Below are 13,404 nucleotides of genomic sequence, written 5' to 3' on the forward strand. Positions count from 1 at the left end.
CTTTCGATGGCCACGCTGCTGGTGCACCATTCCGCCTTCGCCGCGCATCGGACCGCTCCCGGCCATCCGGAGCGGCCGGACCGCTATCGCGCGGTGGAGGCGGCGCTGAGCCGGCCGCGTTTCGACGCCCTGGTGCGCGAGGAGGCCGAGCCAGCCGGCCTTGCGGCGACGCGCTATGTGCACTCCAACCGCTATGTGGACGCATTGGAAGCGGCTCGACCCGAGCACGGGTACGTCTATCTCGACGGCGGCGACACCATGATGGAGCCCTCGACCTGGGAGACGGCGCTGCGTGGTGTGGGCGCCACGCTGCAGGCGGTGGACAGGGTGCTGGCCGGTGAAACGCAGAACGCGTTCGTCGCGTGTCGCCCGCCGGGCCATCACGCCGAGACCGAGCGCGCCATGGGCTTCTGCCTGTTCAACAACATCAGCATCGGCGCGCGTCATGCACAGCGCAAGCACGGGCTGGCACGGGTCGCGATCGTCGATTTCGACGTCCACCACGGCAACGGCACCCAGCAGATCTTCTACTCCGACCCCAGTGTGCTCTACGCGTCGACTCATCAGATGCCGCTGTTCCCGGGGACCGGTGCGGTGCGGGAAACCGGTGTCGGCAACATCTTCAATTCGCCGCTGGCGCCCGGTGATGACGGCGCCGCATTGCGCGCGGCGTTTCAGGATCGGATCGTGCCCGCGCTGCATGCGTTTTCGCCCGAGCTGATCATCGTGTCCGCCGGTTTCGACGCCCACGAGCGTGACCCGCTCGGTTCACTGCGGATGACGGACACCGACTTCGGCTGGGTGACAAGGGAATTGATGAAATCGGCCGAAAAGCTGTGCGGGGGCAGATTGGTGACGGTGCTCGAGGGTGGTTATGACCTGCAGGGCCTCACCGATTCGGTCACCGCGCACGTCGGCGAGCTGGTGAAGGGCTGAGCTGAACCGCCACGTCAATAGCGATTCGCGGATAGTCAGCCGCTGTTGCGCAGCGCGCTGGCCAGCCCGTTCATCGTCAGCAGAATGCCGCGCTGCACCAACTCGTCGTCATCGCCGGAACGGTAGCGGCGAAGCAGTTCCACCTGCAGGTGATTGAGCGGCTCGAGGTATGGGAAGCGGTTGAACACCGAACGCGCCAGCGCCGGGTTGTCGGCAAGCAGGTTGTCCTGGCCGGTGATGAGCTTGTGCATGGCGATGGTTCGCCGGTGCTCGTCCACGATCTTGTCGAAGACGCGGTGCCGCAATTCCTCGTCGGCGACCAATTCGGCGTAGCGCGCCGCCAGGCCGAGGTCGCTCTTGGCCAGCACCTGTGCCAGATTCGACAGCACGCTACGGAAAAACGGCCAGCGCTGGTACAAGTCGTGCAGTGTGTCCACCCGCTCGCTTTCGCTTTCCGGGCCGGCCGCGATCCACTGCTCGAACGCCGACCCAGTGCCGTACCAGCCGGGCAGCATGACCCGCGACTGGCTCCACGCCAGCACCCACGGGATGGCGCGCAGGTCCGAGATGGATTCGGTGGGCTTGCGCGAGGTGGGCCGGCTGCCGATGTTCAGCGACCCGATCTCGCTGACCGGCGTGGAGGCCATGAAGTAGTCAACGAAACCCGGTGTCTCGTGTACTAATTCGGCGTAGGAGCGCTGCGCCAGCTCGGCAACGTCGTCGAGCACCGCGTACGCCGGTTCCGCGGCATCGCCCAATCCTTCCACGTCCAGCAGCGTGGACTCCAGCGTGGCGGCCAGCAGGCTTTCCAGATTGCGTTGCGCCGCTTGCGGTTCAGCGTATTTCGCGGCAATCACCTCGCCCTGTTCGGTGAGCCGCAGCGAACCGTTCACCGCCCCGGGCGGTTGCGCCAGGATGGCTTCGTAGCTCGGCCCGCCACCTCGTCCCACGGTGCCGCCGCGACCGTGGAAGAGCCGCAGTCGGATTCCGGTCTTGCGCGCCACCTCAACCAGGGCCAGCTCGGCTCGGTACACCGCCCAGCTCGAGGCCAGGTATCCGCCGTCCTTATTGGAGTCGGAATAGCCCAGCATCACTTCCTGGCTGTCGTCGCGCGCGGCCACCAGCGCGCGATAGATCGGAAGCTCGAGCATCGCGTGCAGGATCGTCGCGCCGTTGCGCAGATCGTCGATCGTCTCGAACAGCGGCGAGATACCCACCGGACAGTACGGCGCGTCCCCCGACGCGTCGATCAGGCCCGCCTCCTTGAGCAGGATCGCGGCCTCTAAAACGTCGGAGACCGATCGGCACATGGAGATCACGTAGTTAGGCACGGCGGACGGCCCGTAGCGCTTGATCGCGTGGGCGGCCGCGCGGACCACGTCCAGCTCGTTGCGGGCCAGCTCGGACAGGTCCGCGCGGTCGCCGACCAACGGACGGCGGGTGCCCAGCTCGGCGGACAACAGCTCGACCCGCTCGTCTTCGGTCAGCGAACCGTAATCGGGGTGCACCCCTGCCCAGGCCAGCAGCTCGGCGACCACTTCCTCGTGCACGTCGGAGTTTTGCCGCATGTCCAGGCCGCACAGATGAAACCCGAAGACCCGCACGCCTTCTCGCAGCAGCGCCAGGCGATCGTCGGCCAGCAGTGCGCTACCGTGCCCGCGCAGCGACGCGTCGATGGTGTCCAGGTCGGCCTGCAATTCGGTCGGCGCGACATACGGCGTCAACCCCAGGTCCAGCTCGTGCTGAGGTCGCCGGTCCAGGATCTGCGCACCCGTCGCGGAGAGCCGGGCTCGGATCACGCGCACCGCGCGCCGGTACGGCTCGTCGGCGCGGGCCTTCTCCCCACATCCCTCGGCCAGCTCGGTCAGTTCGGGGGTGACCGCGACCAGGCGCGCCGACATCGACAGTTCCTGTTCCAGGGCGGTCAGTTCGGCCAGGTAGTGCGCGAGCGCGGTGAACGCGGCGTTGCCGGTGGCCTGGCGCACCACGTCGGGTGTCACGTTCGGATTGCCGTCGCGGTCACCGCCGATCCAGGACCCGGGCTGCAGGATCGGCTGGTTGAGCAGGTCGGCGTCGGGCCAGCGCGTCCGCAGCGCGTCGCGCACCCCGGCGTTGACCTGTGGAATCACCCTGAAGAACGCGGCGGCGTAATAGCGCAGCCCAACCTCGATCTCGTCGGTGATCTGCAGCCGGGACAAGCGGATCAGTGCGGTCTGCCACAGCGTCAGGACCTGGCGGCGCAGCTCGAGTTCGATGTTGCGGCCCTCGTCGGTCTCCTGGTGCCCCTCCGCCCGCAACCGCATCAGTTCGGTGATCCGGTGCTGGGTGACGAAGACGGTGCGCCGGCGGGTCTCGGTGGGGTGCGCGGTGATCACCGGGGCCACCACCGCGCCCTTCAGCGCGTTGGCGACGGTGGCCGAATCCAGCTGCGCCCGATCGAGTTTGGCGTAGGTCGCAGCCAGGCTGCTGTCCTGCGGCGCTTCGCCGGCGGCGACATGGATCGCCCGGCGGCGCTCCCGGTGAATGTCTTCGGCGACGTTGGCGAGCAAGGCGAAGTGACTGAACGCCCGGATGATCGGGATGGCCTGGTGGATGTCGATGCCGTCAAACATCCGCGCCAGTTCGGCCCGATCGATCTCGGAACGCCGCACCCGAAACGACTCCACTCGGGCACGCTCAACGAGCGCGAAGACCTCGTGCCCGTTCTGCTCACGCACCGTGTCACCCAAGATGGCGCCCAACAGCCGGATGTCGGCCCGCATCGGCTCCGTCGCCTCGCGACCCACCGAGGTGCGCTGTACGGCGCCGATCGGTTCCAGCGTGCTATCGGAAGCCTCAACCATGGGACCCAGTATCGATGCGGATGCCGGCGTCCGCCCGTCGACAGATCAGCCGTCAGCGGTATTTGATCAGCAGCTCCATGCCGACGATGCACACCAGCCAGATGGCGGTGATGAAATACGTCAGCCGGTCCAGGTTCTTTTCCACCACCGTGGAACCGGACAGGCTGGACTGCACGCCGCCACCGAACAGCGTGGACAGGCCGCCACCCTTGGCGCGGTGCAGCAGCACCAACAGCACCACCAGGATGCTGGTGACGACCAGGGTGATCTGCAAAGCCAACTGCATGCCGGCCAGCCTACCGGGACGGAATCGTTTTCACGGCAGCGGCCCACCGGCGGCGATCGCCGCCAGCGTGGCGAACTGCTCGCCATCCAGGGACGCGCCCCCGACCAGACCGCCGTCGATGTCGTCGCGGGCGATCAGCTCGCCGATGTTCTTCGCGTTCACCGATCCGCCGTAGAGCACCCGCACGCCCTCCGCGATCTGCGGTGACGCCAGTGCGCAAAGTTCCGTGCGGATCGCCGCGCACACCTCCTGGGCGTCTGCCGCGCTGGCCACCCGCCCGGTGCCGATGGCCCACACCGGTTCATAGGCGATGACGACCTTGCCGATCTGTTCGGCGGACAGCCCGGCCAGCGAGCCGCGCAGCTGCTCCTCGCAGTGTCCGACGTGATTTCCCGCCTCGCGGACATCAAGGTGCTCGCCGATGCAGACGATCGGGGTCAATTCGTGTCTGAGCGCGGCGGCGGTCTTGGCGGCCACCACCGCGTCGTCCTCCTGATGGTAGGTCCGCCGCTCGGAGTGCCCGACGACGACGAAGGTACAACCCAGCTTGGCCAGGAAGGCGCCGCTGACGTCGCCGGTGTAGGCGCCCGAGTCGTGCTGCGACAGGTCCTGCCCGCCGTAGGTCAACCGCAGCTTGTCACCGTCGACCAGGGTCTGCACGCTGCGTAGATCCGTGAACGGCGGCAGGACGGTGACGTCCACCTTGTCGTAGTACTTGTCCGGCAACGCGAATGCGATCTTTTGCACCAGCGCGATGGCCTCGAAGTGGTTCAGGTTCATCTTCCAGTTGCCGGCGATCAGCGGTTTGCGGCTCACGACTTCGGGCCTCCCTAGTTGTGGTCTGGCTGGGGTCGACTCAACACCTCGATACCCGGAAGCGTCTTGCCCTCAAGGTATTCCAGCGACGCTCCGCCACCGGTGGAGATGTGCGAGAAGTCCCCCTCGGGGATGCCCAGCGCGCGCACCGCGGCCGCGGAGTCCCCGCCGCCCACCACGCTGAAAGCGCCCTTGCCGGTCGCCTCCGCGATGGCCTCGGCGACGCCCTTCGTACCCGCGGCGAAGGCGGGGAACTCGAACACACCCATCGGGCCGTTCCAGAACAAGGTCCTGGCGTTGCACAACAGCGCCGTGAACCGTTTGACCGAGTCCGGCCCGATGTCCAGGCCGATCATGTCGTCCGGGATGGCGTCGGCCGACACGGTTTGCGGCGGTGAGTCAGCGGCGAACTTCTCGGCCACCACAATGTCCCTCGGCAGGCGCAGCACATCGACGTAGGTGTCGAGAAGGTTCCGGCAGGTCTCCACCATCTCTTCTTCCAGCAGCGACTTGCCCACCGAGAAGCCCTGGGCGGCAAGGAAGGTGAAGCACATGCCGCCGCCGATGACGATGCTGTCGGCCTTTGTCGCCAGCGACTCGATGACCCCGAGCTTGTCGGAGACCTTCGACCCGCCGAGCACCACCGCGTAGGGCCGCTCCGTCGAGCTGGTCAACTGCTCGAGCACCTGAATCTCCTGGGCCACCAGCGTGCCCGCGTAGTGCGGCAGCAAGGTGGCGATGTCGTACACCGAGGCCTGCTTGCGGTGCACCACGCCGAACCCGTCGGAAACGAAAGCGCCCGTCGGCCCGACCAATTCGGCCAGCTGCCTGGCCAGCGCCAGCCGCTCGCCATCGTCCTTGCTGGTTTCCCTGCCGTCGAAGCGGACGTTCTCCAGCAGCAGGACGTCCCCGTCGGTCAACCCCTCGGCGCGCGCCAGGGCGTCGGTGCCCACGACGTCGCCTGCCAGTTGCACGTGCCTGCCGAGCTGCTCACCGAGCGCCGCGGCGACCGGCGCCAGTGACAGCTTCGGGTCGGCTCCGCCCTTGGGCCGCCCGAGGTGTGCGGTGACCACCACCTTGGCACCCGCGTCGACCAACGCCCGCAACGTCGGCACCGAGGCGGTGATGCGGCCCGCATCCGTGATCTTGCCGTCTTCGAGCGGAACGTTCAGATCGGAGCGCACCAGCACGCCGCGGCCACAAACCCCTTCGGCGAGCAGGTCTTTCAGGTTATGGACAGCCACGGCTTACAGCGACTTGCCGACCAGGGCGACCAGGTCGACGAGGCGGTTGGAGTAACCCCATTCGTTGTCGTACCAGGACACCACCTTGGCCTGGTCGTCGATCACCTTGGTCAGGCCGGCGTCGAAGATCGAGCTGTGCGGGTCGGTGACGATGTCGCTGGAAACGATGGGCGCGTCGTAGTACTTCAGGATGCCCTTCATCGGCCCTTCGGCTGCGGCCTTCATCGCGGCGTTGATCTCGTCGGCGGTGGCGGTCTTCTTCAGCTCGGCGGTCAGGTCGGTGACCGAGCCGGTGGGGATCGGCACCCGCAGCGCGTACCCGTCCAGCTTGCCCTTCAGTTCGGGCAGCACCAGGCCGATGGCCTTGGCGGCACCGGTCGAGGTCGGCACGATGTTCAGCGCGGCGGCACGCGCCCGGCGCAGGTCCTTGTGCGGCCCGTCCTGCAGGTTCTGGTCCTGGGTGTAGGCGTGGATGGTGGTCATCAGGCCCTTGACGATGCCGAACTCGTCGTTGAGCACCTTGGCCAGCGGCCCCAGGCAGTTCGTGGTGCACGAGGCGTTGGAAATGATGTTCTGGCTGCCGTCGTACTTGCCGTCGTTGACGCCCAGCACAATGGTGATGTCCTCGTCGGTGGCGGGCGCGGAGATGATCACCTTCTTGGCGCCGGCGTCCAGGTGGCCCTTGGCCTTCGCGGCGTTGGTGAAGATGCCGGTGGACTCGACGACGACGTCGACGCCCAGGTCGCCCCAGGGCAGCGCCGCCGGGCCTTCCTTGACCTCGAGCGCCTTGATCTTCTTATCGCCGACGACGATCGTGTCGTCACCCTCGAGGCTGACGTCGTGGGGCAGGCGGCCCAGAATGGAGTCGAATTTCAACAGGTGCGCCAGGCTGGCGTTGTCGGTGAGGTCGTTGACCGCGACCACCTCGATGTCGGCGGTGCCCTGCTCCTGTTGAGCCAATAAGGCCCGGTAGAAGTTCCGCCCGATTCGACCGAAGCCGTTGATACCTACTCGGACCGTCACTTGATTTCTCCCTGTCTTTCCTGGTCGTCTTCGCCGTGCCTGCTGCATGTGAGCCGCACAGTGCCTGTGGTCAGCCTAGATCAGCGACAGGCGCGATCGCCGAGCCGGTAATGGTGTGGATCACCGCCTGTGCAGGATGGCCATCGGTACAGGTCAAATCGTGTGCTGAACATCACCCGGGAGAGCGCTTGCAGACCCAGCCCAACGCCGCCTCGGCGGCGTAGTAACCGCACAGGCCGTGGATGCCCGCTCCCGGCGGCGTGGACTGCGAACAGAGGTACACACCCGGCACACCCGTCGCATACGGGTTGACCGAGACGCGCGGGCGCAGGATGACCTGCAGCCCGTCGTTGGCGCCGCCGATGATGTCGCCGCCGATGAAGTTCGGGTTGTAGGCCGCCAAATCCGCGGTGCCCTTGCTGACGCTGGCAACGATGCGGTCGCGAAATCCAGGGGCGAACCGCTCGATCTGGTCGACTACGGCGTCGGTGGCGTCGCCGGTGTAGCCGAACGGCACGTGCGCGTAGGCCCAGATCGGGTTGATGTTGCCCGCCGACCGGGAGGGATCGGCCAGGTATTGCTGCCCGACGAGGACGAACGGCCGCGGCACCATCTTGCCTTGCGCGCGTTCGCGTTCCGTGTCGGCGATCTCGGCGAAAGTGCCGCCCAGGTGAACCGTGCCGGCGCGACCGCAGTCGAGGTTGGTCCACGGGATGTGACCCTCGATGGCGAAGTCGACCTTGAAGGCCGAGGATCCCTGGCGGTAGCGCGCATAGGAGCGTTTGATGCGCCCGGGCATGAGGTCGCCGTAGAGGTGCAGCGCCGCGGCCGGGCTCAGGTCGAGCATGATGATGTCGGCGTCCGGGATGTCGCGGCGGCCGCCCACGGTCACTCCGGTGGCGACGGTACCGCCGTGCGATTGCAGGGCCGCGGCGAGCGCCTTGGTGATCGAACCCGATCCCCCTTCGGCGACCGGCCATCCATACCGGTGGCCGCTGGCCAGGATCATCAGCCCGAGGGACGCGGTGAGCGGGCGGTCCAGCCGGGTGTAGACGTGCGCGGCCGATCCGCCGAACAGCGCTCGGGCCTGCTCGGTACGAAACCACCTGGCCAATGTAGTGGCCGGCAGCACCGCACGCGGCCCGAATGCGGCGAGGCGAACCGGGTGACGCGGAATGTTGAGCACCGGGCGCAGCAAGTCTTCGGCCAGGGCGTCGAATCCGGCCGCGAGGTCCCCGATCGCGCGGCGCCACCGCGAGGCGTCGGGACCCATCCCGGCCGTCGTCCGATCGATCGACCGGTACAGCACCCCGGCGGTCCCGTCGTCGAGCGGGTGTGCGCAATCGACCTCCGGCCACTTCCACGCCAGGCCGTAGCGTTGCAGGTCCACCTGCTGCCAGAACGGTGAACCGATTCCCAGCGGATGAAACGCCGAGCAGTGGTCGTGGATGATTCCGGGCACCGTCAGCTCACCCGAGCGTGCTCCGCCGCCGACGCTGTCGCGCGCCTCTAGCACCTGGACGTCGATGTCGTGGCGGGCGAGGTGGATTGCCGCGGCCAGGCCGTTGGGCCCGGCGCCGACGACGACCGCCTTCGTCACGACTCTCCGTGAAGGACGGGCTGCGTGGTGAGGTGGACCGGAAATTCGTCACCCGGCTCGGGCCATGGCTGACGCGACGCCATGTCCTCGATGGTGACGTAGCCCGCCTCGATCAATCCGGTCTTGGCGTCGAGGATGCGGTACCACTGCTTTTGGATATGGATGGGTTGACCCTCGAGGACGATCACGCGAAGGTCGCCGTCCTCGAGGTTGCAGCGCCGCTGTACCGCCTCGAGCAGCTGCTCGTTGTGCAAATGGCCTTCACCGAAGTTCCACCCGACCAGGGGCCCGGCCACGACCTCGCCCTCGCGCACCTTGTAGTCGGCCTCGTTGCCGATCGCCCGCGGCAAGAGGCCATTGAGCGCCCGCCCGTGAATATGCATCGCGCGGAACGCCGCCACCTTGTCCGCCATGATTTCGGCGGTCTCCGGGCCGTAGAGCCGGGCCAGCTGATTGACCACGAGCGCGGAGCTCTTGACGACCTCGGCGTCGACCCTCTCCTCGGCGCCCGCCCGGAAGCACCACAGACTGGTGGCCCAGTTGCCGGCGTAGTAGCGCATGGCCGGCAGGAACGAAATCTTCTCGGGGAACATGTTTCCCGCGATCACGATGGCCACCACGACCACCACGAGCGCCAGCAGCAGCGGCGAGGAAAGATCGGTGGCACGAATTTCGCCGTAGTGCCCGAAGAGATAGAACAGCGAGAAGATGAAGAACACGTTCCACTCCAACGGCACTCCCATCGGGAGGTTGGAAATGATGTTGAGGTGGAAGACCACCATGAACCCGATCAGGAACCACCGCCACGGTTGATCGCCGGCGACGAACACCAGGATCGTGGGAACGATGAATTCCGCTGTCGTGCCACCGACATGAGCCATCAGCTTCGGCAACCAGGTGGGCCGTAGGTCGTTTACGTGGTCGCGGTAGAGCAGGTGCTTGATCGGGGTGAACAGCTTGGGCCGCAGCAGCGCGTTGTTGCTCGTCATCACCGCCACGACGTACGGGAAATGGTGGTTGAGCTTGGAGGTCGCCGCCCCCCACCAAAGGCACAGCATGATGAGCTTGAACGCCGCGATCTGATCGGCGAACGGGAAGAAGAACACAAGCAGCTTCAGCCAATAGTGTTCGCCGCGGGCGGCCAGGAAGATGGTCTTGTCGCGCAGTCCCAACAGCGCCAGGGCGACGATCGTCGGGATGACCCGGACGGGGTCGATCAGGCCGACGTCGCCGGTGGCGGTGACCGGCCCGCCGTGGCCGGGTGACAGCAACGCGCACAGCCCGCCGATCAGAACGATGGCATACAGCGCAACGTCGATGACGGTACGGCGGTCACCACCGGTGAACGGAACCTTGCCGGGCCAGGCCGGCAGGCGAATCGTGTTGGGCCGCAACCAGTAAAGGATGCCTCCGATCGGTGGCATGAACCGCCCCGTCAGCGGCCCGGATCCGCAGCCGAGGCCCATGACCTCGAATAACAGCGTGAAGATGACGACCTTCTGGTAGACGATGGGTTGCGTCCACCAGTCACCGATGTGGCCCAGGCCACCGAGCCCGGGGGTGAGCGAGATGACCGCGGCCGGTACGACGACGTACAGGGCTATCTTGAGCAGGTACAGCAAATACACCGCGTACGGTGTCCCGAATCCGTATTCCGCCCAGTGCCGGGTCACGACTTGCAGTCGGGTGGCCCGCGGCAGCGTGTGCCAGGTACTGCGATCGACGTCCGGAAGTTCCGGTGACATGAATCCCATGGACGGCCTCGTTCCTGTCTAGAAACCAGCTGGCCCATCGAATGTATCGGCACGACCGTGCGGGCGGGCCGATTTGCGCACGCCGGTGATCTGCGCCTGGCTACCTCGCCAGGGAATCGATGACGAAAACAGCTGCGGTAAAAGGTGATTCAGCGCACGCCAGAGATGCTCCGGCGGACCGCAGGGCGTGCCTCCGCCGGTACCGGGCGGACAAATCGCCGGCGCAGCTCTGTCGATCAGGACGTTGAGGGTTTCCCGATACGCACCGGACGGCGGGCGTCGAGCGCCGCCCGCGCCGGTTGCCCGGTGCCGGCCGGGCTGCGCCCGGGGCCCGACCCATCACACCCTCGGGTCTTCGAATACGAAACACCATGACAGCCGCTGGGCCTTTGTCGCTACCATCGATTCGGCGAAGCGGCCCCGCGCGGGCGTCAAGGGAGGAACGTGACCGACAACGGCAAACCCGACGGCGGGGACATCGGCAAGTTCGACCCCGGCCTGACCCAGCGGCTGATGGCGGTCATGCGCCCGGTCCTGAAGGCATACTTCCGGTCCGAGGTGCACGGCCTGGACACGTTCCCACCCGGCGGAGCGCTGGTCGTCGGCAACCACTCCGGCGGCATGTTCCCCATGGACGTTCCAATCTTCAGCATCCACTTCTACGACAAACTCGGGTACGACCGCCCGGTCTACACGCTGAGCCACGACATCCTGATGACCGGGCCCACCGCAGACTTCTTCCGCCGCACCGGATACATCCGCGCCAACCGCGAGAACGCGGCGCAGGCATTGCGGTCCGGCGGGGTGGTGATCGTGTTCCCCGGCGGAGACTACGACGCCTATCGGCCCACCCGCTCGGAGAACGTCATCGACTTCGACGGCCGCAAGGGATACGTCCGCACCGCGATCGAGGCCGGCGTCCCGATCGTGCCGGCGGTGTCCATCGGCGGTCAGGAAACCCAGCTCTATCTGACCCGCGGCACCTGGCTGGCCGAGCGGCTGGGCATTAAACGCTTGCTGCGCAGCGCGATTCTGCCGCTGTCCTTCGGCTTCCCCTTCGGCTTGAGCGCGGTGATCCCGCCGAACCTGCCGCTGCCCACCAAGATCGTGACCCAGGTGCTCCCACCCATCGACATCGCCAAGCAGTTCGGCGACGACCCCGATGTCGACGAGGTCGACGAGTACGTGCGGTCGGTGATGCAGGAGGCCCTCACCGAGCTGGCCGCCAAGCGTCGCTTCCCGATCCTGGGCTAAGCGATGCGAATTCCGTTGAGCGAGACGCTCGGATTGATCACCACGCTGAGCCGCGCCGGCATGATCGCGCCGATGCGGCCCGACCGCTACCTCAAGATGGCCGCGGCCATGCGCCGCGAGGGCATGGGCATGACCGTGGGCTTCGCCGGTGCGGCGCAGCGCTGCCCCGACCGCCCCGGGCTGATCGACGAACTCGGCACGCTGACCTGGCGGGAACTCGATCAACGGATCAACGCGTTCGGCGCCGCGCTGCAACACCTGCCCGGGGGCCAGCCGAAGGTTGTGGGCATCATGTGCCGCAATCACCGCGGCTTCGTCGAAGCGGTGGTGGCCGTGAACCGGATCGGCTCGGACGTCGTGCTGCTCAACACCTCGTTCGCCGGGCCGGCGCTGGCCGAGGTCGTCAACCGCGAGGGCGTTGACGCCGTGGTCTACGACGAAGAGTTCACCCCGACGGTGGACCGCGCCCTGGCGGACAAGCCGGACGCCAGCCGCGTCGTGGCCTGGACGGACGGGAGACACGATGTCACCGTCGAGAAGCTGATCGCCGATCACGCCGGGCAACAACCCCGCCGCTCCGGCCGCAAGGGCAGGATGATCCTGCTCACCTCCGGCACCACCGGAACACCCAAGGGCGCCAACCAAACCGGCGGCAACGCCGGAATAGGCACGCTCAAGGCGATTTTGGACCGCACGCCGTGGCGGGCCGAGGAAAACATTGTGATCGTCGCGCCCATGTTCCACGCCTGGGGCTTCTCCCAGTTGATCTTCGCCGCGTCCATGGCCTGCACGGTGATCACCCGGCGCAAATTCGACCCCGAGGCCACGCTGGATCTCATCGACCGCCACCAGGCCACCGGGCTTGCCGTGGTGCCGGTGATGTTCGACCGCATCATGGAGTTGCCCGCCGAGGTGCGACGTCGCTACAGCGGCCGATCCCTGAGATTCGCCGCGGCATCGGGATCGCGGATGCGGCCCGACGTGGTCATCGCGTTCATGGACGCATTCGGTGACGTGATCTACAACAACTACAACGCCACCGAGGCCGGCATGATCGCCACCGCCACTCCGCAGGACCTGCGGGCCGCACCCGACACCGCCGGCCGGCCCGCGGGGGGAACCGAAATCCGCATCCTGGACCCGGAATTCAACGAGGTGCCCACCGGCGAGGTCGGCAGCATCTACGTGCGCAACAACACTCAGTTCGACGGTTACACGGAGGGCTCAACCGGCAAAGGGAAGGATTTCCACGCCGGCTTCATGTCGTCGGGCGACCTGGGCTATCTGGACGAGGCGGGGCGCCTGTTCGTCGTCGGCCGCGACGACGAGATGATCGTCTCCGGCGGCGAGAACGTGTACCCGATCGAGGTGGAGAAGATCCTGGTGGCACACGCCGACGTGGCGGAGGCATCGGTGATCGGCGTGGACGACGAACAATACGGGCAGCGGCTGGCAGCCTTCGTGGTGCTGCAGCCCGGCGCCTCGCTCGACGCGGCCGCCGCTCCTGAGGCGCTCAAGCAGCACGTGCGGGAGAACCTGGCCAACTACAAAATCCCCCGCGAAATCACGGTCCTGGACGAACTTCCGCGCAGCAGCACCGGCAAGGTCCTGCGCGCCGACTTGCAAGCGCGGGTGAAGGGGTGAAGCG

The 13,404-nt window shown here is 66.9% G+C and carries 10 protein-coding genes; 3 read left to right on the top strand and 7 right to left on the bottom strand.

What is annotated here, in order from left to right:
• The first annotated feature begins 6 nt into the window (after positions 1–6).
• Positions 7–936 carry a histone deacetylase family protein gene (locus AC5Y4F_RS13145; RefSeq protein WP_499997177.1) on the top strand — a complete coding sequence of 310 codons (930 nt, stop codon included), beginning with the start codon at positions 7–9 and terminating at the stop codon, positions 934–936.
• A gap of 35 nt (positions 937–971) precedes the next feature.
• Here AC5Y4F_RS13145 and ppc read toward each other — a convergent pair whose 3' ends face one another.
• From ppc to AC5Y4F_RS13180, 7 genes are all read right to left on the bottom strand, one after another.
• The gene (ppc, locus tag AC5Y4F_RS13150) at positions 972–3,779 is read right to left on the bottom strand and encodes a phosphoenolpyruvate carboxylase (RefSeq protein WP_067936677.1); all 2,808 of its coding nucleotides are present in this window, start codon (positions 3,777–3,779) and stop codon (positions 972–974) included.
• Positions 3,780–3,831: 52 nt separating this feature from the next.
• Positions 3,832–4,065: a preprotein translocase subunit SecG gene (gene secG, locus AC5Y4F_RS13155; RefSeq protein ID WP_065054303.1), complete on the bottom strand. Its 234-nt coding sequence runs from the start codon at positions 4,063–4,065 to the stop codon at positions 3,832–3,834.
• A gap of 30 nt (positions 4,066–4,095) precedes the next feature.
• Complete coding sequence (gene tpiA, locus AC5Y4F_RS13160) at positions 4,096–4,881, bottom strand: triose-phosphate isomerase (RefSeq protein WP_067936673.1); 786 nt, start codon at positions 4,879–4,881, stop codon at positions 4,096–4,098.
• A 14-nt stretch (positions 4,882–4,895) separates the two neighbouring features.
• A complete protein-coding gene (locus AC5Y4F_RS13165; protein ID WP_067936670.1) occupies positions 4,896–6,125 on the bottom strand; it encodes a phosphoglycerate kinase in 1,230 nt (409 codons plus the stop codon).
• A gap of 3 nt (positions 6,126–6,128) precedes the next feature.
• Positions 6,129–7,148, bottom strand: a complete 1,020-nt coding sequence (gap, locus tag AC5Y4F_RS13170; protein WP_067936668.1) for a type I glyceraldehyde-3-phosphate dehydrogenase — start codon at positions 7,146–7,148, stop codon at positions 6,129–6,131.
• 172 nt (positions 7,149–7,320) lie between these two features.
• The gene (locus tag AC5Y4F_RS13175) at positions 7,321–8,748 is read right to left on the bottom strand and encodes a phytoene desaturase family protein (protein WP_499997181.1); all 1,428 of its coding nucleotides are present in this window, start codon (positions 8,746–8,748) and stop codon (positions 7,321–7,323) included.
• Complete coding sequence (locus AC5Y4F_RS13180) at positions 8,745–10,502, bottom strand: DUF3556 domain-containing protein (protein ID WP_499997183.1); 1,758 nt, start codon at positions 10,500–10,502, stop codon at positions 8,745–8,747. Before AC5Y4F_RS13180 ends, AC5Y4F_RS13175 begins: the two co-directional genes overlap by 4 nt.
• A gap of 513 nt (positions 10,503–11,015) precedes the next feature.
• On the opposite strand from AC5Y4F_RS13180, the gene AC5Y4F_RS13185 reads away from it, so the two are divergent.
• The gene (locus AC5Y4F_RS13185; protein WP_231986402.1) at positions 11,016–11,756 is read left to right on the top strand and encodes a lysophospholipid acyltransferase family protein; all 741 of its coding nucleotides are present in this window, start codon (positions 11,016–11,018) and stop codon (positions 11,754–11,756) included.
• A gap of 3 nt (positions 11,757–11,759) precedes the next feature.
• Positions 11,760–13,400, top strand: a complete 1,641-nt coding sequence (gene fadD12, locus AC5Y4F_RS13190) for an acyl-CoA ligase FadD12 (protein ID WP_067936658.1) — start codon at positions 11,760–11,762, stop codon at positions 13,398–13,400.
• The last annotated feature ends 4 nt before the right edge of the window (positions 13,401–13,404 follow it).

The organism is Mycobacterium sp. NGS56, from assembly GCF_059812425.1.